General features: G+C 61.3%; 23 protein-coding genes and 1 pseudogene. 12 read left to right on the top strand and 12 right to left on the bottom strand.

Annotation, left to right across the window (positions count from 1 at the left end; all coding sequences use genetic code 11):
- Positions 1-111: 111 nt before the first annotated feature.
- Positions 112-1,626, top strand: a complete 1,515-nt coding sequence (ilvA, locus tag L9Z73_RS04725; RefSeq protein ID WP_247396877.1) for a threonine ammonia-lyase, biosynthetic — start codon at positions 112-114, stop codon at positions 1,624-1,626.
- A 40-nt stretch (positions 1,627-1,666) separates the two neighbouring features.
- Complete coding sequence (locus L9Z73_RS04720) at positions 1,667-2,080, top strand: DUF2269 family protein (protein WP_247396875.1); 414 nt, start codon at positions 1,667-1,669, stop codon at positions 2,078-2,080.
- A 111-nt stretch (positions 2,081-2,191) separates the two neighbouring features.
- Here L9Z73_RS04720 and L9Z73_RS04715 read toward each other — a convergent pair whose 3' ends face one another.
- Positions 2,192-2,848 carry an HAD family hydrolase gene (locus tag L9Z73_RS04715; RefSeq protein ID WP_247396873.1) on the bottom strand — a complete coding sequence of 219 codons (657 nt, stop codon included), beginning with the start codon at positions 2,846-2,848 and terminating at the stop codon, positions 2,192-2,194.
- 143 nt (positions 2,849-2,991) lie between these two features.
- Between L9Z73_RS04715 and L9Z73_RS04710 the strand changes: the two genes are divergently transcribed.
- Both L9Z73_RS04710 and ptsP read left to right on the top strand, forming a co-directional pair.
- Entirely contained in the window at positions 2,992-3,471 is a 480-nt protein-coding gene (locus tag L9Z73_RS04710; protein WP_026139795.1) for an RNA pyrophosphohydrolase, read from the top strand.
- Positions 3,472-3,493: 22 nt separating this feature from the next.
- Positions 3,494-5,773, top strand: a complete 2,280-nt coding sequence (gene ptsP / locus L9Z73_RS04705) for a phosphoenolpyruvate--protein phosphotransferase (RefSeq protein ID WP_247396870.1) — start codon at positions 3,494-3,496, stop codon at positions 5,771-5,773.
- Between the two features lie 142 nt (positions 5,774-5,915).
- Here ptsP and L9Z73_RS04700 read toward each other — a convergent pair whose 3' ends face one another.
- Positions 5,916-6,662, bottom strand: a complete 747-nt coding sequence (locus L9Z73_RS04700; protein ID WP_247396868.1) for an NRDE family protein — start codon at positions 6,660-6,662, stop codon at positions 5,916-5,918.
- Positions 6,663-6,783: 121 nt separating this feature from the next.
- Here L9Z73_RS04700 and L9Z73_RS04695 point away from each other — a divergent pair, with 121 nt between their 5' ends.
- From L9Z73_RS04695 to L9Z73_RS04685, 3 genes are all read left to right on the top strand, one after another.
- Positions 6,784-7,566: a sulfite exporter TauE/SafE family protein gene (locus tag L9Z73_RS04695; RefSeq protein WP_247396865.1), complete on the top strand. Its 783-nt coding sequence runs from the start codon at positions 6,784-6,786 to the stop codon at positions 7,564-7,566.
- Positions 7,567-7,631: 65 nt separating this feature from the next.
- Entirely contained in the window at positions 7,632-8,444 is an 813-nt protein-coding gene (gene lgt / locus L9Z73_RS04690; RefSeq protein WP_247396863.1) for a prolipoprotein diacylglyceryl transferase, read from the top strand.
- A gap of 52 nt (positions 8,445-8,496) precedes the next feature.
- Complete coding sequence (locus L9Z73_RS04685; RefSeq protein ID WP_247396861.1) at positions 8,497-9,330, top strand: thymidylate synthase; 834 nt, start codon at positions 8,497-8,499, stop codon at positions 9,328-9,330.
- A 173-nt stretch (positions 9,331-9,503) separates the two neighbouring features.
- On the opposite strand, the gene cadR is transcribed toward L9Z73_RS04685, so the two are convergent.
- Positions 9,504-9,953, bottom strand: a complete 450-nt coding sequence (cadR, locus tag L9Z73_RS04680; RefSeq protein ID WP_247396859.1) for a Cd(II)/Pb(II)-responsive transcriptional regulator — start codon at positions 9,951-9,953, stop codon at positions 9,504-9,506.
- Between the two features lie 85 nt (positions 9,954-10,038).
- Here cadR and L9Z73_RS04675 point away from each other — a divergent pair, with 85 nt between their 5' ends.
- The 4 genes from L9Z73_RS04675 (at position 10,039) to L9Z73_RS04660 (ending at position 13,852) form a co-directional block, all read left to right on the top strand.
- A complete protein-coding gene (locus L9Z73_RS04675; RefSeq protein ID WP_247396857.1) occupies positions 10,039-12,297 on the top strand; it encodes a heavy metal translocating P-type ATPase in 2,259 nt (752 codons plus the stop codon).
- Between the two features lie 16 nt (positions 12,298-12,313).
- A complete protein-coding gene (locus L9Z73_RS04670) occupies positions 12,314-13,177 on the top strand; it encodes a LysR family transcriptional regulator (RefSeq protein ID WP_247396855.1) in 864 nt (287 codons plus the stop codon).
- A 282-nt stretch (positions 13,178-13,459) separates the two neighbouring features.
- Positions 13,460-13,639 carry a hypothetical protein gene (locus L9Z73_RS04665; RefSeq protein WP_247396853.1) on the top strand — a complete coding sequence of 60 codons (180 nt, stop codon included), beginning with the start codon at positions 13,460-13,462 and terminating at the stop codon, positions 13,637-13,639.
- A gap of 12 nt (positions 13,640-13,651) precedes the next feature.
- A complete protein-coding gene (locus L9Z73_RS04660; protein WP_247396852.1) occupies positions 13,652-13,852 on the top strand; it encodes a DUF6021 family protein in 201 nt (66 codons plus the stop codon).
- Between the two features lie 31 nt (positions 13,853-13,883).
- Here the strand turns inward: L9Z73_RS04660 and L9Z73_RS04655 are convergent, their stop codons facing one another.
- Positions 13,884-14,120, bottom strand: coding sequence for a DUF6555 family protein (locus L9Z73_RS04655; protein ID WP_247396850.1), 237 nt, complete (start codon positions 14,118-14,120; stop codon positions 13,884-13,886).
- Positions 14,121-14,240: 120 nt separating this feature from the next.
- Here L9Z73_RS04655 and L9Z73_RS04650 point away from each other — a divergent pair.
- Positions 14,241-15,067: pseudogene (locus L9Z73_RS04650) on the top strand (arylamine N-acetyltransferase family protein).
- An 88-nt stretch (positions 15,068-15,155) separates the two neighbouring features.
- On the opposite strand, the gene nuoN reads toward L9Z73_RS04650, so the two are convergent.
- The 8 genes from nuoN to L9Z73_RS04610 all read right to left on the bottom strand — a co-directional run.
- On the bottom strand, positions 15,156-16,619 hold the full coding sequence (gene nuoN, locus L9Z73_RS04645) for an NADH-quinone oxidoreductase subunit NuoN (RefSeq protein WP_247396845.1): 1,464 nt from the start codon (positions 16,617-16,619) through the stop codon (positions 15,156-15,158).
- Between the two features lie 7 nt (positions 16,620-16,626).
- Positions 16,627-18,159 carry an NADH-quinone oxidoreductase subunit M gene (nuoM, locus tag L9Z73_RS04640; protein ID WP_247396842.1) on the bottom strand — a complete coding sequence of 511 codons (1,533 nt, stop codon included), beginning with the start codon at positions 18,157-18,159 and terminating at the stop codon, positions 16,627-16,629.
- 55 nt (positions 18,160-18,214) lie between these two features.
- Positions 18,215-20,068: an NADH-quinone oxidoreductase subunit L gene (gene nuoL / locus L9Z73_RS04635; protein WP_247396839.1), complete on the bottom strand. Its 1,854-nt coding sequence runs from the start codon at positions 20,066-20,068 to the stop codon at positions 18,215-18,217.
- Complete coding sequence (gene nuoK, locus L9Z73_RS04630) at positions 20,065-20,373, bottom strand: NADH-quinone oxidoreductase subunit NuoK (protein WP_247396836.1); 309 nt, start codon at positions 20,371-20,373, stop codon at positions 20,065-20,067. Before nuoK ends, nuoL begins: the two co-directional genes overlap by 4 nt.
- Before the next feature lie 2 nt (positions 20,374-20,375).
- Complete coding sequence (nuoJ, locus tag L9Z73_RS04625) at positions 20,376-20,879, bottom strand: NADH-quinone oxidoreductase subunit J (protein ID WP_247396832.1); 504 nt, start codon at positions 20,877-20,879, stop codon at positions 20,376-20,378.
- 9 nt (positions 20,880-20,888) lie between these two features.
- Positions 20,889-21,437 (bottom strand): NADH-quinone oxidoreductase subunit NuoI, encoded by a 549-nt coding sequence (nuoI, locus tag L9Z73_RS04620; RefSeq protein WP_003174725.1) that lies wholly within the window; start codon positions 21,435-21,437, stop codon positions 20,889-20,891.
- A gap of 11 nt (positions 21,438-21,448) precedes the next feature.
- Positions 21,449-22,456 (bottom strand): NADH-quinone oxidoreductase subunit NuoH, encoded by a 1,008-nt coding sequence (gene nuoH / locus L9Z73_RS04615; protein WP_247396829.1) that lies wholly within the window; start codon positions 22,454-22,456, stop codon positions 21,449-21,451.
- Positions 22,453-23,733: molybdopterin-dependent oxidoreductase (locus tag L9Z73_RS04610; RefSeq protein WP_247396828.1), on the bottom strand; the 1,281-nt coding region annotated here is incomplete at its 5' end. The genes L9Z73_RS04610 and nuoH, both read right to left, overlap by 4 nt.

Here is a 23,733-nt window from a genome sequence, read left to right as displayed (position 1 = left end):
TAGAGAGGGCGCGAGTATAACCCATCAAAACCTTTGGATTCGTGTGGTCGCCCGGCCAAACGCTGAGTTAGACTCGTTGGCCCTGCCCAACCCGCCCAGTGATGCCTGCCGATGCTTGAACAGTACGTCAAAAAGATCCTCACCTCGCGCGTTTACGACGTTGCCGTAGAAACCCCATTGCAGCCCGCCCGCCAGCTCTCCGAGCGGCTGGGCAACAAGGTCTTGCTCAAGCGGGAAGACTTGCAGCCGGTGTTCTCGTTCAAGATTCGCGGTGCGTATAACAAGCTGACCCAGTTGACGGCGCAAGAGCGCGCGTGCGGCGTGGTCACCGCTTCGGCGGGCAACCATGCCCAGGGCCTGGCCCTGGCGGCCAAGGTGCTGGGGGTCAAGGCCACTATCGTGATGCCCAAGACCACTCCGGAGATCAAGGTCGAAGGCGTGCGTTCCCGTGGCGGCAAAGTGGTGCTACACGGTGATTCTTTCCCGGAAGCCCTGGCCTATTCGCTGAAACTGGTCGACGAAAAAGGCTACGTCTACATTCACCCCTACGATGATCCGCACACCATTGCCGGGCAGGGCACCGTGGCGATGGAGATCCTGCGCCAGCATCCGGGGCCGCTGGACGCGATTTTCGTGCCGGTCGGCGGCGGCGGGCTGATCGCCGGCATCGCAGCCTATGTGAAATACCTGCGCCCTGAGATCAAGATCATCGGTGTCGAGCCGGACGATTCCAACTGCCTGCAGGCCGCCATGGCCGCTGGCGAGCGCGTGGTGCTGCCGACCGTGGGCATTTTTGCCGATGGCGTGGCGGTCGCGCAGATCGGCCAGTACACCTTCGACATCTGCAAGGACTATGTGGATGAAGTGATCACCGTCAGCACCGATGAAATCTGTGCGGCGATCAAGGACATCTATGACGACACCCGCTCCATCACCGAGCCAGCAGGCGCCTTGGGTGTGGCGGGCATCAAGAAATACGTCGAAACCCGTGGCGTTACCGGGCAAACCCTAGTGGCCATCGACTCGGGCGCCAACGTCAACTTCGACCGTCTGCGCCATGTGGCCGAGCGCGCCGAGCTGGGTGAAGGGCGCGAAGCCATCATCGCCGTGACCATCCCCGAGAAGCCGGGCAGCTTCAAGGCGTTCTGCGAGGCCGTGGGCAAGCGCCAGATCACCGAATTCAACTACCGCTACCACTCCGGCCGGGAGGCGCACATTTTCGTTGGCGTGCAGACCCATCCGGAAAACGATCCGCGCAGCGCGTTGATCGCCAGCCTGACCAGCCAGGGTTTCCCGGTGCTGGACCTGACCGAGAACGAACTGGCCAAGTTGCACATCCGCCACATGGTCGGCGGGCACGCGGCGAAGGTCAGCGATGAAGTGGTGTTTCGCTTCGAATTCCCGGAGCGGCCAGGCGCCTTGTTCAACTTTCTTAACAAATTAGGCGGGCGCTGGAACATCTCGATGTTCCACTATCGCAACCACGGCGCAGCCGACGGCCGTGTGGTCGCCGGGCTGCAGGTTCCGGCGGACGAGCGTCATCTGGTGTCGGCAGCCCTTGAAGCCATTGGCTACCCGTACTGGGATGAAAGCGATAACCCGGCTTACAAACTGTTCCTCGGTTGAGCGACTACGCTGATTGGGCGGCCTTTAAGGAAGACGACACATGGAAACCCTGACCACCCTCAAAGTTATCCACATTGCGGCCACCGTATTGTTGCTGCTCAGTGGCCTCGGGCTGGCGCTGCTGGCCTGGCGCAAACGCAGCGCCGGCCCGGCGATCACCGTGCAGCGCCCGTGGGTGTTCGTATGGTTGTTGATGGGGATCTGCCTGATCAGCATGCCGTTTACCGGCTGGTGGCTGGTGCATCTGGTCGGCTGGCCGCTGGGGCAAGCCTGGATCCTGGGTTCCAGCCTGCTCTACACCATTGCGGCGCTGTGTTGGTTCTGGCTGGTTGCGCGGCTCAATCGCCTGCGCAAGGGCGAGGGCGGTAGCCTGAATTTCACCCTGGTACTGGCGGTGGTCAGCCTGGTGGGGTTTGTGGCGATTGCGGGGCTCATGGGCGCCAAGCCGGTTTAAGGCGTTACACCGAGTTGTCTGCATCGGAGGCAAGCCCCCTCCCACCTTTAACCGCATTCCAACGGATGTATGCGGTTACATGTGGGAGGGGGCTTGCCCCCGATAGGGCCATCAGCTACGCAACGTAATCACCGGCCAGCCGCGTTTTTCAGCCTCAGCCCGCAAATTCGGATCCGGATCTACCGCGACCGCATGCGTCACCTGCTCCAACAACGACAAGTCATTCATCGAATCGCTATAGAAGTAGCTGCCTTCCAGACTATGCCCGGTTTCTTCCAGCCAGCGGTTCAGGCGCGTTACCTTGCCCTCGCGAAAGCACGGCACATCCGTACTGCGCCCGGTGTAGCGGCCGTTTTCCATCTCGCATTCGGTGGCGATCAGGGCGTCCACGCCCAGGCGTGCGGCAATTGGCGCGGTGACGAAGCGGTTGGTCGCGGTGATGATCACCAGCTTGTCGCCGGCGGCGCGGTGCTTGGCCAGCAGTTCCGCGGCCTGCGGCAGCATGATCGGCTCGATGCAGTCGCGCATATAGTCGTTGTGCCATGCGTCCAGTTGGGCCATCTCGGTGCGGCCGAGGATTTCCAGGCAAAAATTCAGGTAGGCCGCGTTATCCAGCCGGCCGGCCAGGTAGTCTTGGTAGAACTCGTCGTTGCGAGCCTTGTAGGCCACCGGGTCGAGAATCCTGCGTTCACAGAGGTAATCACCCCAGGCGTGATCGCTGTCACCCCCAAGAAGCGTGTTGTCCAAGTCGAATAAAGCCAGGCGCATTACAGTTACCCGCTGAAAAGTCTGTAAAAAGGCGTCCAGAATACGGTCTTTTCACAAGAGTGCACATAAGCTAAGAAGCCTCGTTGCCGCTGGAACAACCTTTGTGGAACAATGCGACGACATGCGTTTGCGAGGTTGTTGCCGTGATCGACCCCGATGGTTTCCGTCCTAATGTCGGGATTATTCTTACGAATGATTCCGGACAGGTCCTATGGGCTCGCCGAATCAACCAAGATGCCTGGCAGTTTCCTCAAGGTGGAATCAACCCTGACGAAACCCCTGAAGACGCCTTGTACCGCGAGTTGAACGAAGAAGTCGGCCTTGAGCGCGAAGATGTGCAAATTCTGGCCTGTACCCGTGGCTGGTTGCGTTATCGTTTGCCGCAACGCCTGGTGCGTACCCACAGCCAACCGCTGTGTATCGGCCAGAAGCAGAAATGGTTTCTCCTGCGCCTGATCTCCAACGAGCAGCGGGTGCGGATGGATTTGACCGGTAAACCGGAGTTCGATGGCTGGCGCTGGGTCAGTTATTGGTATCCGTTGGGCCAGGTGGTGACATTCAAGCGCGAAGTTTATCGTCGCGCTCTCAAAGAGCTTGCCCCGCGCCTTTTAACGCGCGACTGACGACGGAGTTCGACCCCGAGCCATGCTCAATACGCTGCGCAAGATCGTCCAGGAAGTTAACTCCGCCAAGGATCTCAAGGCGGCGTTGGGGATTATTGTGTTGCGCGTCAAGGAAGCCATGGGCAGCCAGGTCTGCTCGGTTTACCTGCTGGACCCCGAGACCAACCGTTTTGTGCTGATGGCGACCGAGGGCTTGAACAAGCGCTCCATCGGCAAGGTCAGCATGGCGCCCAATGAAGGTCTGGTGGGCTTGGTAGGGACGCGTGAAGAACCCCTGAACCTTGAACACGCGGCTGATCACCCGCGTTATCGCTACTTTGCCGAAACCGGCGAAGAGCGCTACGCCTCGTTCCTCGGCGCACCGATCATTCACCACCGCCGCGTTGTCGGCGTGTTGGTCATCCAACAGAAAGAACGCCGCCAGTTCGACGAAGGTGAAGAAGCCTTCCTCGTGACCATGAGCGCGCAGTTGGCCGGGGTTATCGCCCACGCTGAAGCCACCGGCTCGATTCGCGGCCTGGGGCGCCAGGGCAAGGGCATCCAGGAAGCCAAGTTCGTCGGCGTACCGGGTTCGCCGGGTGCTGCCGTCGGTACGGCCGTGGTCATGTTGCCGCCGGCCGACCTCGATGTGGTGCCGGACAAGACGGTCAGCGACATCGACGCCGAAATCAAACTGTTCAAGACGGCCCTGGAAGGCGTGCGCGCCGACATGCGCAACCTGTCGAACAAGCTCGCCACCCAACTGCGCCCCGAAGAGCGAGCGCTGTTCGAGGTGTACCAGATGATGCTGGATGACGCGTCGCTGGGTAACGAAGTCAAGACCGTGATCAAGACCGGCCAGTGGGCCCAGGGCGCGCTGCGCCAGGTGGTCTCCGATCACGTCAACCGTTTCGAATTGATGGACGACGCCTACCTGCGTGAGCGGGCCTCGGATGTGCGCGACCTCGGTCGCCGTCTGCTCGCGTACTTGCAGGAAGACCGCTCCACCAACCTGGTCTACCCCGACAACACCATCCTGATCAGTGAAGAACTGACCGCCACCATGCTCGGCGAAGTGCCGGAAGGCAAACTGGTGGGCCTGATCTCGGTACTCGGTTCGGGCAACTCCCACGTCGCGATCCTGGCCCGGGCCATGGGTATTCCGACGGTGATGGGCCTGGTGGACCTGCCGTACTCCAAGGTCGACGGCATCGCCATGATCGTCGACGGCAACCGTGGTGAGGTGTTCACCAACCCCAGTGAGATTCTGCGCAAGCAATACGCCGAGGTGGTGGAAGAAGAACGCCAGCTGTCCCAGGGCCTCGACGCCCTGCGCGAACTACCCTGCGTGACCCTCGACGGGCATCGCGTGCCACTGCTGGTCAACACCGGCCTGCTCGCCGATGTGGCCCGCGCGCAACAACGCGGCGCCGAAGGGGTCGGGCTGTACCGCACCGAAGTGCCGTTCATGATCAACCAGCGTTTTCCGAGTGAGAAGGAGCAACTGGCGATTTATCGCGAGCAACTGTCCGCCTTCCACCCGTTGCCGGTGACGATGCGCAGCCTGGACATTGGCGGCGATAAGTCACTGTCGTATTTCCCGATCAAGGAAGACAACCCCTTCCTCGGCTGGCGCGGCATTCGCGTGACCCTCGACCACCCGGAAATTTTCCTCGTACAAACCCGCGCCATGCTCAAGGCCAGCGAAGGCCTGAACAACCTGCGCATCCTGCTGCCGATGATCTCCGGCACCCATGAGCTGGAAGAAGCCCTGCACCTGATCCACCGCGCCTGGGGCGAAGTGCGCGACGAAGGCGCCGACGTTCCGATGCCGCCGATCGGCGTGATGATCGAAATCCCGGCGGCGGTGTACCAGGCCAAGGAACTGGCGCGGCAGGTGGACTTCCTGTCGGTGGGCTCCAACGACCTGACCCAATACCTGCTGGCCGTTGACCGCAACAACCCACGGGTGGCCGACCTCTACGACTACCTGCACCCGGCGGTGCTGCAAGCGCTGCAACATGTGGTGCGCGACGCCCATGCCGAAGGCAAGCCGGTGAGCATCTGCGGTGAAATGGCCGGCGACCCGGCGGCGGCGGTGCTGCTGATGGCGATGGGCTTTGACAGCTTGTCGATGAACGCCACCAACTTGCCGAAGGTGAAGTGGCTGCTGCGCCAGGTCAACCTGAGCATGGCCAAGGAACTGCTGGCCGAGTTGATGACCATCGACAACCCGCAAGTTATCCACAGCTCGCTGCAACTGGCGCTGAAGAACCTGGGGTTGACGCGGATGATCAATCCGGCCTCTGCCAAAACCCTCTAAAGCCTGGCGCCGATCAAAAAATGTGGGAGGGGGCTTGCCCCCGATGGCGGTGTATCAGTCAGAATATCTGGTACTGACACACCGCTATCGGGGGCAAGTCGAATCGTCGCACCGCCCCTCCCACATTGGTTTTGTGGTGGGCCTAGAGAGTGAGCTCAACTTCGCCGAGCCGCCCACCATGCGGCCCAAAACTGCGCTCGACCATCTGTCGCGTGCCGTCCGCATTCACAATCAGCGCCGTACTCGCCCGCGTCCCGTAGCTGGGGCTGGCGATAAATACGCTTGATAGCAAACTCTCGGTCGCCAGGCCCACGCCGGTATCCGGCAACTCGGCAAACGGTGCGGTCTGCGGGTCGCTCAAAATCTCCAGTAACGCCTCCGGCTGCGGGTTCTCCAGCACCGCGCTCAACGCCGTCTTGGCCTTCACCAGCTTCGGCCACGGCGTATCCAGCCCAGCATTGGACAGGCCATACACACCGGCGGGCAGTTGCGTAGGCACGCTGTCGCGGGCGTTGTAGTGCCACAGCTCCTCCCGTGTGCCCACCAGCAGGTTGAACCCGGCATATTCAAGCGAACGGCCGTTGATCTCCGCCAAATACTGCTCAAGCGGCAGCGAACCGCTGAGAAACCGCGCCACCAGTTCCCCGCGCGACTTGCGTGCCGGCGGCTGGTGCGGGTCGCGGATATTGGTCAGGGCGGCAAAACGCCCATCGGCATTCACCCCCAGCCAGGTGCCGCCCGCTTCCTGATCGCGGCCGGCGTAGACCGCAGGCGCATCCGGCCACTGGGCCAGCGGCAGGCTGGGGCGGGCGTAGAACTCATCACGGTTGGCCGCGACGATCAGCGGTTGGGCATGGCCCGGCCGCCAGGCGAAAACTATCAAGCACATAAGGCGATCCCCTTTTGTGTGTTTGGCCACTCTACCGACACTGACGCAGGCGTTCCATCGTATCCAGTTGGGTCGCATGCCTTCCATCCGTTAACATGCCGGACTTGGTTTGGGGGCTCCCATGGAATTTCTGCTGTATTTGCTGCTGGGCGCCTGTGCCGGCGTGCTCGCCGGGCTGTTTGGCGTGGGCGGCGGGATCATTATCGTGCCGGTGCTGGTGTTCAGCTTCACCTTGCAGGGTTTCGACCCGCAGGTGCTGACCCATCTGGCCGTGGGTACGTCCCTGGCGACGATTATCTTTACCTCGATCAATGCCGTGCGTGAGCACCACCGACTCGGCGCGGTGCGCTGGCCGATCTTTGTGTGGATGACCGTGGGCATCCTGATCGGCGCCGGCTTTGGCGCGCTGACCGCCGAGGCGATTTCCGGCCCCCACTTGCAGAAGATCATCGGCGTGTTCGCGTTGATCATCTCTGTGCAACTGGCGCTGGAGGTCAAGCCCAAGGCCAGTCGAACGGTGCCGGGTAAGGTCGGTTTGACCGTGGCCGGCACGGTGATCGGCTGGGCCTCGGCGATTTTCGGGATAGGCGGCGGTTCGCTGACCGTACCGTTCTTGACCTGGCGCAGCGTGCCGATGCGGCAAGCGGTGGCCACCTCGTCGGCCTGCGGGCTGCCGATTGCGCTGGCCAGTGCATTAAGTTTCATGATTCTGGGCTGGCATGACCCGCTGCTGCCCGCTCATAGTCTAGGGTTCGTGTATTTGCCGGCGCTGCTGGGCATTGCCCTGACCAGCATGGTATTTGCCCGCTTCGGCGCACGCCTGGCGCACCGCTTGTCGCCGCGCTTGCTGAAACGGCTGTTTGCCGCGCTGCTGTTTTGCGTGGGTTTGAATTTCTTGCTGTAACGAAGGCTTAATCGCGCCCGGGCAAGGTCCGGTCGCTATAACGAATGATTTAACGAGGAGTCGCAATGCTGCCTTACCCGCAGATCGACCCGGTGGCCCTGGCCATCGGTCCGCTGAAAATCCACTGGTACGGGTTGATGTACCTGATCGGCATCGGCGGTGCCTGGTTTATGGCGTCCCGGCGCCTGAACCGTTTTGACCCGACGTGGACCAAGGAAAAACTCTCCGACCTGATTTTCTGGTTGTCGATGGGGGTCATCGTCGGTGGGCGCCTGGGGTATGTGCTGTTTTACGACCTGTCCGCCTACATCGCCAACCCGACGCTGATCTTCGAGGTATGGAAGGGCGGCATGGCCTTCCACGGTGGCTTTGTCGGCGTAATGATTGCCGCCTGGTGGTTTGGCCGCCGCAACGGCAAGTCATTCTTCCAACTGATGGACTTCGTTGCGCCGTTCGTGCCAATCGGCCTGGGCGCCGGGCGTATCGGTAACTTCATCAACGCCGAACTGTGGGGCAAGCCGACCGACGTGCCGTGGGCGATGGTGTTCCCGCCGTTCAGCGACCCGGCGCAATTGCCGCGCCATCCGTCGCAGCTCTACCAGTTCGCCCTGGAAGGTGTGGCACTGTTCCTGATTCTGTACCTCTTCTCGCGCAAACCGCGGCCGACCATGGCGGTGTCGGGTATGTTCGCGTTGTTCTACGGGATCTTCCGTTTTGTCGTCGAGTTCGTGCGCGTACCGGATGCGCAACTGGGCTACCTGGCGTTCGGTTGGGTGACCATGGGCCAGATCCTCAGTATCCCGATGATCGTCGCCGGCCTGGGCCTGCTGTGGTGGGCGTACAACCGTCCGCAACCGTTGAAGAACACCGCGCTTTAAATTCGAATGCCGAGGCCTGCAAGGTCTCGGCTGCAACGATACGGGTAATGACATGAAGCAATATCTCGAACTACTGAACGACGTCGTGACCAATGGACTGACCAAGGGCGATCGCACCGGCACCGGCACCAAGGCCGTGTTTGCCCGTCAGTATCGGCATAACTTGGCCGACGGCTTCCCGCTGCTGACCACCAAGAAGCTTCACTTCAAAAGCATCGCCAACGAATTGATCTGGATGTTGAGCGGCAACACCAACATCAAGTGGCTGAACGAGAACGGCGTGCGCATCTGGGACGAGTGGGCCACCGAAGACGGTGATCTGGGCCCGGTGTACGGCGAGCAGTGGACCGCCTGGCCGACCAAGGACGGCGGCAAGATCAATCAGATCGACTACATGGTCCAGACGCTGAAGACCAACCCCAACAGCCGCCGCATCCTGTTCCACGGCTGGAACGTCGAGTACCTGCCGGACGAGACCAAGAGCCCCCAGGAAAATGCGCGCAACGGCAAGCAGGCCCTGCCGCCGTGCCACCTGCTGTACCAGGCGTTCGTGCATGACGGTCATCTGTCGATGCAGTTGTACATCCGCAGCTCCGACGTGTTCCTCGGCCTGCCATACAACACCGCCGCGCTGGCGTTGCTGACCCATATGCTGGCTCAGCAGTGTGACCTGATCCCCCACGAGATCATCGTCACCACCGGCGATACCCACGCCTACAGCAACCACATGGAACAGATCCAGACCCAGTTGGCGCGCACGCCGAAAAAACTGCCGGAATTGCTGATCAAGCGTAAGCCCGCGTCGATCTACGACTACAAGTTCGAAGACTTCGAGATCGTGGGTTACAACGCGGATCCAAGCATCAAGGCCGACGTCGCCATCTAAAGGCTGCCTCAGTCTAAAGGTGTGGGCTTGTGTGGGAGGGGCGGTGCGACGATTCGACTTGCCCCCGATAGCGGTGGATCAGCTAAATATTTGGTGGCTGAAACTCCGCTATCGGGGGCAAGTCGAATCGTCGCACCGCCCCTCCCACAGTTTGATTCGGTTACCAGACTGAATTAATGCCCATGGCTTCTGCCCACATGCGAAGGCTCAGCCTCGCTGGCGGCAACACTGCCGCTGACCTCCAGCCGCTGCAATATCCCGCACTGATCCAGCTCCGGCCCGCTGCCACAGCGCTGGCGCAGGTCGATCAACTGCTCCTGCAAGGCCAGCAGCCCATCGATCCGCGCTTTGACATGGTGGATATGCTCATCGATCAACGCGTTGACGTTTTCGCATTGGTCCTGCGGGCTGTCGCGCAGGTCGAGCAGGCTGCGGATTTCTTCCAGGGTCATGTCCAGGCTGCGGCAGTTGCGGATAAACACCAGCCGCTCGGTGTGCGCCTGAGTGTACACGCGGTAGTTGGCCTCGGTGCGTGCCGGTGGCGGCAGCAGGCCTTCCTTCTCGTAATAACGGATGGTTTCCACCGGGCAGTCGGTCAGTTTGGCCAATTCGCCGATCTTCATTGCAGCAATCTCCAAAAGGGTGCTTGACCCTATAGTGGCTACAGGGTCTTTACTTGGCAACAGGCACCTTTACGGACGCGACCCGATGAGCGACTCCCAGCACACCCCACACAAGCATGATCATGCGCATGACCACGATCATGCGCCGAAAAAACTGACGCCGGTGCATGACCACGGCCACGCCGGTTCCTGCTGCTCCGGCACGCCAGCCCCGGCGTTGGTGCACCTGAGCGAAGCGCCGACCGCCGGCTCGCGCCTGAGCACCTTCCGCATCGAAGCCATGGACTGCCCCACCGAGCAGACGCTGATCCAGAACAAACTGGGCAAGCTCGCCGGTGTGCAGCAACTGGAATTCAACCTGATCAACCGCATCCTCGGCGTCACCCATGACCTGCCGAGCACTGCGCCGATCATCGACGCCATCAAGTCCCTGGGCATGCAGGCCGATCCGATTGAAGAGGGCACCCCGGCCGCCGAGCCGCCGGCCAAGAAACACTGGTGGCCGCTGGCGTTGTCCGGCGTCGGCGCCCTGGCGGCTGAAGTGATCCACTTCACCAACGCGGCCCCGACCTGGGTGATTGCCCTGGTGGCGTTGGTTTCGATCCTCAGCGGCGGCCTGACCACTTATAAAAAGGGCTGGATCGCCCTGAAAAACCTCAACCTGAACATCAATGCGCTGATGAGCATCGCCGTGACCGGCGCGATCCTGATTGGCCAATGGCCGGAAGCAGCGATGGTGATGTTCCTGTTCACCGTGGCCGAATTGATCGAAGCCAAGTCCCTCGACCGTGCGCGCAATGCCATCAGCGGCTTGATGCAGATGACCCCGGAACAGGCCACGGTGCAGCAGGCCGACGGTAGTTGGGTCGAACGGGAAGTGAAAAGTGTCGAATTGGGCGCTATCGTGCGGGTTCGCCCCGGCGAGCGCATCGGCCTGGACGGCGAAGTCACCGCCGGCCAGTCCACCATCGACCAGGCGCCGATCACCGGTGAAAGCCTGCCGATTGAAAAAACCGTGGGCGATAAAGTCTTCGCCGGCACCATCAACCAGGCCGGCTCCCTGGAATACACCGTCACGGCGGCCGCCAACAATTCCACCCTGGCGCGGATCATTCACGCCGTGGAGCAGGCCCAGGGCGCACGCGCGCCGACCCAGCGCTTTGTCGACCGCTTCGCGAAGATCTACACCCCGGCGGTGTTCCTGTTTGCCCTGGGCGTGGCGCTGATCCCGCCGCTGTTCATGGCCGGTGTGTGGTTCGACTGGATCTACCGCGCCTTGGTGCTGCTGGTAGTGGCGTGCCCCTGCGCCTTGGTGATTTCCACCCCGGTGACCATCGTCAGCGGCCTGGCGGCGGCGGCGCGCAAAGGTATCCTGATCAAGGGCGGCGTGTACCTGGAGGGCGGTTACAAACTCGACTACCTGGCCCTCGACAAGACCGGCACCATCACCCACGGCAAGCCGGTGCAAACCGATTACCTGGCGCTGTTCCCGAATGTCGAAGACAGTGCGCCGGCCTTGGCCGCCAGCCTCGCCGGGCGCTCCGACCATCCGGTGTCACTGGCCATCGCCAACGCGGCTGAGGATAAAAACCTGCCGCGCCACGCTGTGGATAATTTCACTGCCCTGACCGGTCGTGGTGTGCGCGGTGATATCAACGGCGAAACCTACCACCTGGGCAACCACCGCCTGGTGGAAGAACTCGGCCTGTGCTCGCCCGCGCTGGAAGACAAACTCTTCGCCCTGGAGAAACAAGGCAAATCCGTGGTGCTGCTGCTCGACAAGTCCGGCCCGCTGGCGCTGTTCGCCGTGGCCGACACGGTCAAGGACAGCAGCCGCGAAGCCATCCAGCAGTTGCACGAACTGGGCATCAAAACCCTGATGCTCACCGGCGACAACACCCACACCGCCCAGGCGATTGCGGCGCAGGTCGGTATCGACCAGGCCCAGGGCGACCTGTTGCCCACCGATAAACTGCAAGCCATTGAAGCGCTCTACGGCCAAGGCCGGCGCGTGGGCATGGTCGGCGATGGCATCAACGACGCCCCGGCGTTGGCCCGCGCCGAGATCGGGTTTGCCATGGCCGCCGCAGGCACCGACACGGCCATCGAAACCGCCGACGTGGCCTTGATGGACGATGATTTGCGCAAGATTCCGGCTTTCATTCGGTTGTCGCGGCAAACCTCGAGTATCCTCAAGCAGAACATCGCCCTGGCGCTGGTGATCAAGGCGATCTTCCTCGCGGTCACCTTCCTGGGCATGGCCACCATGTGGATGGCGGTGTTCGCCGACATGGGCGTGAGCCTGCTGGTGGTGTTCAATGGCCTGCGCCTGCTGCGCAAATAGATGATGTGAGGGTGGTGTGCTGAGTGCCGAGTTAAAGGCGTTTTTTATGGTCGCCCGCCTGGGCAGCATCACCCAGGCGGCGAAAAAACTCGGCCTGAGCCAGCCCACCGTCACCACGCAGATTCGCAACCTGGAAAGCCAGTACGGCGTCGAGTTGTTCTATCGCGGTGGACGCCGCTTGACGGTCAGTGACGAAGGCGCGCGCCTGCTGCCGATGGTCAAGACGCTGTTGCAGCAGGAAGCGGACATTGAGTTTTTCCTGCGTAACAGTGGTCAAGTCCAGGGCGCATTGCGGATTGCCGCGACGGCGCCGTATTACATCCTCGACCTGGTCAAAGCCTTCCGCGAACGCCTGCCCCAGGTGGAGGTGTCGGTGGAAATCGGCAACTCCCAACAGGTGCTCGAAGCCCTGGATGATTACCGCGTCGACGTCGCTGCGTCCTCGCAGTTGCTGGAAGACCCACGCCTGATTCGCCGTGTGCTGGGCACCGATCCGCTGGTGCTGGCGGTGCATCGCAACCACCCGCTGGCGACGCTCGATCATGTGCCGCTGACCGCGCTGGCCGGGCATACGTTGTTGATGCGTGAAGCCGGCTCCACCACGCGACGCCTGACCGAACAGATGCTGCAGGGCGCCGGCGTGAGTTACGGGCCGCTGCTGGAAATCGGCAGCCGCGAGTCGATTCGTGAAGCGGTGCTGCGCAATATCGGCATCAGCATCATTGCGCGTCAGGAAGTGCCCCATGATCCGCAGTTGCGGGTGCTGACTATCGAGAATGCGCCGCAAATTCTTGAGTACCTCTACTGCCTCAAGGAAAGAAAAGGCGCTCGCCTGCCTGCTGCTTTTCTTGGGTTGGCGCAGGAAATGTCGCCGATCTGAAAAGCGCTGGTGGCCTTGAGGGCGCTATCGGGGGCAAGTCGAATCGTCGCACCGCCCCTCCCACATGTTGACCGCATTCTCATGTTGGAACTCGGTCAAGTGTGGGAGGGGCGGTGCGACGATTCGACTTGCCCCCGATTGGCCCTCAAGGCCACCCCCCCCTCTGGATAAACCCTACCCAAATCCACCAATACCACTATCGCCACGTTTTGCCTTTCTGCCACACCAGGGACGCATTGCCTGCCTAGCATGGCCCTCATCCGTTTGATGAGGTGAACCATCATGACCGATTACAAGCAGCCCCCGCCCGGTACACCCGACCCGGATCGCACCCCCGGTGAAGAAGAGCGCGACAACGATGCGTTGCGTCCCAATGACCCGAAAGAGCGTGAGCAACAAGACGATGTGCAGCGCGTCGAGGACGACCTGGAAAACCTCCATGACAAGGCACGCCCGCTATAAGAGGAGACCATGATGAACAAGCGCTCGGATGGTCCGCCTTCCAACGAACACGCAAGCGGCGCGGACGAACTGGGTTTCGACCCGGACTCGCCGGATGTGGCAGATCCCCAGGTCGATCCGATAGGACCGGCCATCGCGCCGTTGGATAAGGAGGATAAGAATGAGGCGAAAAAAAAGCCGCCCTACGATCCCTTGGGCGACTTGAAAAAGTAACCTAAGCCCCGCCATCGAGCTGGGCTTTTGCTTATTTGGGCGGTGTCCAGTTGACGTCGGTGATGCCGTACTTCTCGGCCCAGGGCCGGGTGGTTTTTTTCACTTGTTCATGGCCGACCCGACCAATGCGGCTGACGTGTGCAATATCGGCATCAACCGCTGCCCAGTGCCAGGCCTCGGCGTTATTCATCACTTCTGCACGCACTACGAAGGACTTCGGTTGACCGTGCAGTTGGTAGGTAATGGTGTAGATTTTTGCGGTAATCATGTTGCCTCCCTGTCTTGTTATAGATGGATAGGAAAGCGTTTAAAAAGGTTCATTCAAAATGACAAATTACTGCGCCGGGCGTCATAGTGAGGCCTTCGCCACGCGCCCAAGGATCGCGTCATGTCCCGCCTGACCCATAGCCATCTGTACCTGCAACGCCTGGGCTACGATGCACCACCGCCGCCGACCCTGCAAACCTTGCAAGACCTGCAATTGCGGCATGTGTGTACGTTCGCCTTTGAAAGCCTGTCGACCCTGCTGCACTTGCCAGTGCCGATCGACCTGCCCAGTGTCGAGCAAAAAGTGTTGCTCGATGGCCGTGGTGGGTATTGCTATGAGCTGAATCAACTGTTCCTGGAACTGCTGCAGGAACTGGGCTTCGACGCACGCGGTATCACCGGACGGGTTGTGATGGGCGGGCCGCCTGACGCACACACCGCGCGTACCCATCGCCTGAGCCTGGTGACGGTGGACGGTGTGCGCTATATCAGCGATGTCGGCTTTGGCGGCATGGTGCCGAGCAGCGCCCGTTACGCCTGGACAGCGAAGCGATCCAGGCGACGGCCCACGAACCCTATCGCCTGACCTGCAAGCAAGGCAGCTACACCTTGTGGGCTCAGGTCGGCGGGGAGTGGCGTGGCTTATATGTGTTCGACCTGCTGGTGCAGGCAGACATCGACTATGAAATCGGCAACTGGTATGTCTCCACGCATGCGGGTTCGCCGTTTCTCGGTCAGTTGAAAGTGGCGCTGTTAGCGCCGGGTAAGCGTCATACCTTGAACAACGGCCACTACGCGGTGCACTCCCTGGAAGGTCCCAGCGAAAAACGTGCGATAGCGAGTGCCGATGAACTGCTTGATTTGCTGCGCGGCACCTTTGGCCTTCGTCTGCCGGTGCATCAGCGACTTCGCGAAACGCTCGATGGTTTAGTGTTGGCCGATCTTTAGAGCCATTGAGAGCGCGCGTTCTCTGCCCCAGAAATGCAAAAACGGCACCCGAAGGTGCCGTTTTTGTTTACCACATACCGCTAAACGATCAAACGCCCAGCACCGCGTGCTGCACCAGCGTGAGCAACGGTTGTGGGTACACGCCGAGGAAGAAGGCGAGCAGGGCGATGGCCAGCAGCATCACGCCGCCGGCTTTCTGTTCCCAGTGCAGCTCAGCATCCACACGGCGCAGGTTTGGCTCGATCAGGAACAGGGTGACCATCACGCGCAGGTAGTAGAACACGCCGATGGCGCTACCCAGGATGAGCGAGGCAACCAGCCACCATTGATGCGCTTCAACGCCGGTGGCGATGATGTAGAACTTGCCGATAAAGCCCGCAGTGAGCGGGATACCGGCCAGGGACAGCATCATCAGGGTCAACACGGCGGTCAGGTACGGACGGCGCCAGAACAGGCCGCGATACTCGTACAGGGCGTCGGCGTCACGACCTTTGTAAGGCGAGGACATCAGGGTGATTACCCCGAAGGCGCCGAGGCTGGTGATCACGTAGGTGACCAGGTACACGCCGATCGCTTCCAGGGCCAGGCCTTTGCTCGCCACCAGGGCGATCAGCAGGTAGCCGAAGTGGGCGATGGACGAGTAACCCAGCAGACGCTTGAGGTTGTTCTGGGTCAGCGCCAGCAGGTTACCGAACAGGATCGACGCAACGGCGATCACGCTCAGTACGTCGCTCAACACGCCGGTGTTGGCCGCCGGGGAGATCTGGAACAGACGCACCACCACCGCAAACACCGCCACTTTCGTCGCCGTGGCCAGGAACGCAGCCACCGGCGCCGGAGCGCCTTCGTACACGTCCGGCGTCCACAGGTGGAAAGGCACCAGCGACAGTTTGAAGGCCAGGCCGATCAGCATCATCGCCAGGCCCAGTTGGGCGATCGGCGCAGGCATGCTGGTGGCCGCCAGGGCGTGGCCGATACCGGTGAAGCTCAGGCTGCCGGCTTCGGCGTAGAGCAGGGCCATACCGAACAACAGGAACGCGGAACCGGCGGCCGACAGCACCATGTACTTGATGCCGGCTTCCAGGGAGCGCTTGTTGAAGAAGGCGTAGGCCACCAGGCCGTAGGTCGGGATCGACAGCAGTTCCAGGCCGATGAACAAGCCGGCCAGGTGCTGCGCGCTGACCAGCACGATACCGCCGGCCGCAGCCAGCAGGATCAGCAGGTACAGCTCTTCGCGGTTGCCCGGGTAGCCGGTGCCGCCTTCGCCGAGGTAGGCGTGGGCGAGGGTGACGCAGGCCAGGGTGGCGACGAGGATCAACGCGATATACAGCAGCGCGAAGTCATCGATCATCATCAGCGGGGTCACCGCCAGGGGGGCGACCTTGAGTGCCGGGATGATCGACAGCAAGGCCAGGTTCAAACCCGCGCAGGACAGCAGGAAGGTTTGCGCGTGATTGCGACGCCAGGCGATCGCCAGCATCACCACCACAATGGTGAGGCTGGTGATCAGCAGCGGCGCAAGCGCGATAAAGTGTTGGATCGTGAATTCCATAGCGCTCTTACCGGGCCGAAGCGAGTTGAGAGAAGGCGGTGCCGAACCACTGCTGCACGCCATGCATCGTTGCGGCAGAAGTGTCCAGGAACGGTTGTGGGTACACGCCGATGTAGATCAGCAGGACCGCCAGACCGAGCACCATGATCAGTTCGCGAGCATCCATCCCGTGCAGGACGGTGTCGGATTTGGCCGGACCGAAGTACGCACGGTGGATCATGATCAGCGAGTAAACCGAACCGAATACCAGGCCGGAAGTGGCGATGGCGCTGATCCACGGCGTTTGTACGAAGGTACCCATCAGGATCAGGAACTCGCCGATGAAGTTACCGGTGCCCGGCAAGCCCAGGGACGCGGCGGCAAAGAACAGGCTGATCGCCGGCAGGTAGGCGATGCGCGACCACACGCCACCCATCTCACGCATGTCACGGGTGTGCAGGCGTTCGTACAACTGGCCACTGAGGATAAACAGCGCGGCGGCCGAAATACCGTGGGCCAACATCTGGATCACGGCGCCTTGCAATGCCAGTTGGCTGCCGGAGTAGATGCCGATCAGTACGAAACCCATGTGGGAAACGGACGAGAAGGCAATCAGGCGCTTGATGTCGGTTTGCGCGAAGGCCAGGAACGCACCGTAGAAGATCCCGATCAGACCCAGGGTCATGGCGATCGGCGCAAACTCGGCCGAGGCATTCGGGAACAACGGCAGCGCGAAACGCAGCAGGCCGTAGGCCGCCGTCTTCAACAGGATACCGGCCAGGTCCACGGAACCGGCGGTCGGCGCCTGGGCGTGAGCATCCGGCAGCCAGGAGTGGAACGGCACCACCGGCAGCTTCACCGCGAAGGCGATGAAGAAGCCCAGCATCAGGATGTACTCGGTGGTCAGGGACATCTTGGTTTTCAACAGGTCGGCGTAGTTGAAGGTAATCACGCCAGTGCTGTTGAAGTTGACCAATACCAGACCCAGGATCGCCACCAACATGATCAGGCCGGAAGCCTGGGTGAAGATGAAGAACTTGGTCGCCGCGTAGATCCGGGTTTTCTTGCCGTCCGAAGAACTATGACCCCAGAGCGCGATGAGGAAGTACATCGGCACCAGCATCATTTCCCAGAAGAAGAAGAACATGAACAGGTCGAGGGCGAGGAACACGCCGACCACGCCGCCCAGGATCCACATCAGGTTCAGGTGGAAGAAGCCCACGTGACGCTGAATCTCTTTCCAGGAGCAAAGTACCGAGAGGACACCCAGCAGGCCGGTCAGCAGGATCATCAGCAACGACAGGCCGTCGAGGGCCAGGTGTACGTTGATGCCGAAGCGCTGGATCCAGACGTGCTTGAACTCAAGCGCCCAGGTCGGATCGGCGCCAGGCGCCGGAGCAAATGAATAGTCGCCATGGGCCCACAGCCAGAGGCCGAGAGCGAGTTCCAGGGACATGGTCAGCAACGCAATCCAGCGGGGGAGGGTGGCGCCGAAGCGTTCACCCATCCAGCAGAGCAGGCCGCCGATAAAGGGGATCAGGATTAGCCAGGGCAGAATCATGACGGGCTCGTTTCCTTTCGCAAGTTCGCAAAGTTCGCAATGTACTTAGACATGGTCAGACCGCTACCACAACGATGGCGCCGATCACCAGAACGGCACCCGCCGCCATGGAAGCTGCATACCAACGCAATTGGCCAGTCTCGCTGCGGCTCAGGGCGGTGTGGCCAGCCTTGGCGGCGCGCGGGATCAAACCGATGGTCTGGTCGAGCGGGTCTTTGCGCAGCACAAAGCTGATCGCAAGGTAAGGCTTGACGAACAGTTTGTCGTAGATCCAATCGAAGCCCCAGGCGGCGAACCACCAGGCCGACAGGAAGCGACCAATGCCACTGTTGGCGACGGCGGTGACGAAACGACGCTTGCCGAGGAACAGCAGGGCTGCGAGCAGGATACCGGCCACCGCGATGGCACCTGAGGCGAGTTCCAGGCTGTGCTTGGCGTCGCCGCCGGCATGGCCGACGCTTTCCGGCAGTACACCGGCCAGTGGCGGAGTGATCAAGGCGCCGATGAAGGTCGACAGGATGATCAGCACCGACAGCGGCAGCCAATGGGAGATGCCGTGGCCTGCGTGTGCTTCGGTCTTGGCTTCACCGTGGAAGGCGATGAAGATCAGGCGGAAGGTGTACAGCGAGGTCATGAACGCACCTACCAGGCCGGCGTACAGCAGGCCTTGGTTACCGCTGGCAAAGGCTTCCCAGAGGATTTCGTCTTTCGAGTAGAAGCCGGCGGTCACCAATGGCAGGGCCGAGAGTGCGGCACCACCGACGATGAAGCTGGCGTAAGCCAGTGGCAATTTCTTCCACAGACCGCCCATCTTGAAGATGTTCTGCTCGTGGTGGCAGGCAACGATCACCGCACCGGAGGCGAGGAACAGCAGGGCCTTGAAAAAGGCGTGGGTCATCAGGTGGAAGATCGCCGCGTCCCAGGCACCGACGCCCAGGGCCAGGAACATGTAGCCGATCTGGCTCATGGTCGAGTAGGCGAGGATACGCTTGATGTCGGTCTGCACCAGCGCGGCGAAGCCGGCCAGTACCAGGGTCACGCCGCCGACCAGGCCCACCAGGTGCAGGACGTCCGGCGCCAGGGTGAACAGGCCGTGGGTACGGGCGATCAGGTAGACACCGGCGGTCACCATCGTTGCGGCGTGGATCAGTGCCGAAACAGGCGTCGGGCCAGCCATCGCATCCGCCAGCCAGGTTTGCAGTGGCAGTTGTGCGGATTTACCGACGGCGCCGCCCAGCAGCATCAGGGTCGCCAGGGTGATCCAGAAGTCGCCGACCTGGAATTTCTGCGGTGCCAGCACCAGCAATTCCTGGATGTTCAGCGTGCCCACCTGTTGGAACAGAATGAACAGGCCGATGGCCATGAACACGTCGCCGATCCGGGTGACGATAAAGGCTTTGAGTGCTGCGTTACCGTTGTTGCGGTTGCTGTAGTAGAAACCGATCAACAGGTAGGAGCACAGGCCCACGCCTTCCCAGCCGAAGTACAGGAACAACAGGTTATCGCCCAGCACCAGGAACAGCATGCTGGCGATAAACAGGTTGGTGTACGCGAAGAAGCGCGAGTAACCGGCTTCACCGCGCATGTACCAGGACGCGAACAGGTGGATCAGGAAGCCGACACCCACCACCACGCCAAGCATGGTGATCGACAGGCCGTCGATGTAGAGGGCAAAGTTAGGCTTGAAGCCCTCCACCGACATCCACTGCCACAACACCAGGGTGTAGTGACCGCCTTCCGGCGGTGCGACGTTGAATTGCCAGATGACGTAGGCGGTGACAATCGCCGACAGGCCGATGGAGCCCACGCCGATCAGGGCCGAGAGGTTTTCCGACCAGCGTCCGCGAGAGAACGACAGCAGCAGGAAACCGATCAGGGGAAATACGAAAGTCAGAAAGATCATGTTCATCCGCGCATCTCACTGGCAGCGTCGATATCAAGCGTGTGGAAGCGACGATACAGTTGCAGCAGGATCGCCAGGCCGATACTGGCCTCGGCGGCTGCCAGGCTGATCACCAGGATGAACATGATTTGTCCATCCGGCTGGCCCCAACGGCTACCTGCCACGATGAAGGCCAGTGCCGCAGCGTTCATCATGACTTCCAGGCTCATCAACACGAACAAAATGTTACGGCGAACCATCAGGCCGACCAGGCCAAGGCAGAACAGGATGCCGGCGACCGCCAGACCATGCTCCAAAGGGATAGCAGGCATCGTCATTGCTCCTTGGCTTCGTTACGGCCCAAGTGGAAGGCGGTGATGGCCGCGGCGAGCAGCAGCATCGAAGCCAGTTCGACCACCAGCAGGTACGGGCCGAACAGGCTGACGCCCACGGCCTTCGCGTCAACGGTGGTGTGGCCGATGGCCTGGCCGCTCTGGTGAGCGAACAGTACATACAACAGTTCAGCCAGCAGCAGCGCGGCGAGGATCACCGGGCCGAGCCAGATGCCGGGCTTGAGCCAGACGCGTTCCTGGGCGACCGAGGCCGGCCCGAGGTTGAGCATCATCACCACAAACACGAACAGCACCATGATGGCGCCAGCGTAGGCGATCACTTCCAGTACACCGGCGAACGGTGCGCCGAGGCTGAAAAAGGTCATGGCCACGGCGATCAGCGAAATGATCAGGTAGAGCAGGGCGTGCACGGGGTTGGTGTTAGTGACCACGCGAAGCGTGGACACCACTGCAATACCCGATGCGAAATAGAAAGCGAATTCCATCTTTCTTCCTTAAGGCAGCAAGCTCTTCACGTTGATCGGCTCGGCTTCGTTTTGTGCGGCGCCTTTCGGCTTACCGGCAACGGCCATACCTGCAACACGATAGAAGTTGTAATCAGGGTTTTTACCGGGACCAGAGATCAGCAGATCTTCTTTCTCGTACACCAGGTCCTGACGTTTGAACTCGGCCATCTCGAAATCCGGTGTGAGCTGGATCGCGGTGGTCGGGCAAGCTTCCTCGCAGAGGCCGCAGAAAATGCAGCGCGAGAAGTTGATGCGGAAGAAGTCCGGGTACCAGCGACCGTCTTCGGTTTCAGCTTTCTGCAGGGAGATGCAACCCACCGGGCATGCCACGGCGCACAGGTTGCAGGCTACGCAACGCTCTTCGCCATCGGGGTCGCGGGTCAGTACGATGCGGCCGCGATAGCGCGGCGGCAGGTACACCGCTTCTTCCGGGTATTGCAGGGTGTCGCGTTTGCGAAAGCCGTGACCGAACACCATCACCAGGCTTCGTAACTGGGTACCGGTACCCTTAACGATGTCGCCAATATATTTGAACATGGGTCAAATCCTCACTGAACCGCGCCCGCTGGCGTGTTCAACAACACAACGGCAGCAGTCACCAGCAAATTGATCAGGGTCAGCGGCAGGCAGAAGCGCCAGCTGAAATCCATCACCTGGTCATACCGTGGACGCGGAATGGAAGCGCGCAGCAGGATAAACAGCATGATGAAGAACGCGGTCTTCAGGAAAAACCAGAAGAACGCCAGCTGCGGCAGGATGCCGAACGGACCGTGCCAGCCGCCGAAGAACAGCGTGACCAGCAGGGCCGAGATCAAGATGATGCCGATGTACTCACCGACGAAGAACATGCCCCACTTCATGCCGGCATATTCAATGTGGTAACCGTCGGCCAGTTCCTGTTCCGCTTCCGGCTGGTCGAACGGGTGACGGTGAGTCACGGCGACGCCAGCGATGAAGAACGTACAGAAGCCAAAGAACTGCGGAATGATGAACCACAGGTTCTGCGCCTGGTACTCGACGATGTCGCGCATGTTGAACGAGCCGACCTGCACCACGATGCCCATCAGCGCGAGGCCCATGAACACTTCGTAGGACACGGTCTGGGCCGAGGCCCGCAAGCTGCCCAGCAGGGCGAACTTGTTGTTACTGGCCCAACCGGCGAACAGTACCGCGTAGACCGACAAGCCGGCCATGGCGAAGAAGAACAGCAAGCCGATGTTCAGGTCCGCCACGCCCCAGGTCGGGGTGATCGGGATGATCGAGAAGGCGATCAGCAAGGCGCTCATGGCCACGACCGGTGCCAGGGTGAAGATCACCTTGTCGGCAAACGGTGGCGTCCAGTCTTCCTTGAAGAACATTTTCAGCATGTCGGCAGCGATCTGGAACATGCCGAACGGGCCAACGCGGTTCGGACCGTAACGGTCCTGCCACCAGCCCAGCAGGCGACGTTCGACGAAGCTGAGCAAAGCGCCCGCCACGACCACGGCCAACAGGATCACGATGGCCTTGACGACCGCAATGATCACGTCGATGACTTCAGGGGTGAACCAGGTCATTGCGCTGCCTCCTGCAGACCGTCAACGGTTTGGCCAAAGATCGACGGTGGAATACCGGCGATGCCTTTTGGCAGTGCAACCAGGCCGGCGCCTAACTCGTCGTTGATGCGCAGCGGCAGACGCAGGGTCTGACCGGCCACGGTCAAGCTGAGCAGGGCACCGTCGTTGACGCCCAGGCGGTCGGCTTCGGACTTGGCCACGGACACGTAGGCTTCCGGGATGCGCTCTTGAACCGGTGCGGCTTTGGACGAGGTCTCGTCGCTGCCGAACAGGTGGAAGAACGGTACAACCTGCCAGGTGCCCTGGGCTGGGTTGAACGGACGCGGTACGGCGGCGAACCAGTTCAACGCGTCGCCCTGGGTTTCGATCAGGCGGGTGCCCGGGTCGCCAGCGCGGATATGACCACCGACTTCGTCCTGGAACTTGTTCCAGGCCTGCGGCGAGTTCCAGCCCGGCGACCAGGCAAATGGCACCTGCTGACGTGGCTCGACCGAACCCGAGTAACCTTCCATGGAGAAGGCGAACGCGGTGTCGTTGTCTTGCGGAGTACGCGGTTCATGCACGCTGATGTCAGCGCGCATGGCGGTACGACCGGAGTAACGCAGCGGCTCACGGGCGAGTTTCATGCCCTTGATGCGGAACGCGGCGGACGGTGCGGCGTCAACGATGCGCGCCAGTTGCGGGGCGCTCGCAGCGACGGCTGCGGTGACGTGGTCGAGCTGGGTCCAGTCGATCGGCTGATTCAGCAGGGTCGAACGCAGGGCATGCAGCCAGCGCCAGCCTTCGTGAACCAGGATGCTGGCGTCCATGTACTTCGGATCGAACACCTGGAAGAAGCGCTGGGCGCGGCCTTCCTGGCTGACGAGGGTGCCGTCGCCTTCAGCGAAGGTCGCGGCCGGCAATACCAGGTCGGCACGCTCGCTGGTGGCGGTCTTCTGGTGATCGGCAACGATCAGCACTTTGGCGGCGTTCAGCGCGGCGTCGACCTTGGCCGAATCCGTGCGGGTGTACAGGTCGTTTTCCAGCACTACAAGGGCGTCGGCTTTGCCGTCGATCACGGCTTGCAGGGCGCTGTCGACGGACTCGCCACCGAGCATGGCCAGGCCGAGGCTGTTGGCTTCTGGCACGATCAGGCTGATGGAACCGTTCTTCTCGCGCAGCTTCAAGGCCTTGGCAATGTTGGCCGCTGCTTCGATCAGCGCCTTGGAGCCCAGCGAGGTGCCAGCGATGATCAGTGGGAAGTGCAGGGGATAGAGGGCATAGGCCCAGCGGCGCAT

Source organism: Pseudomonas emilianonis (assembly GCF_023072625.1).
In the GTDB taxonomy this organism is placed as follows: Bacteria; Pseudomonadota; Gammaproteobacteria; order Pseudomonadales; family Pseudomonadaceae; genus Aquipseudomonas; species Aquipseudomonas paraveronii.
This window is presented reverse-complemented; position numbering and strand designations above follow the sequence as displayed.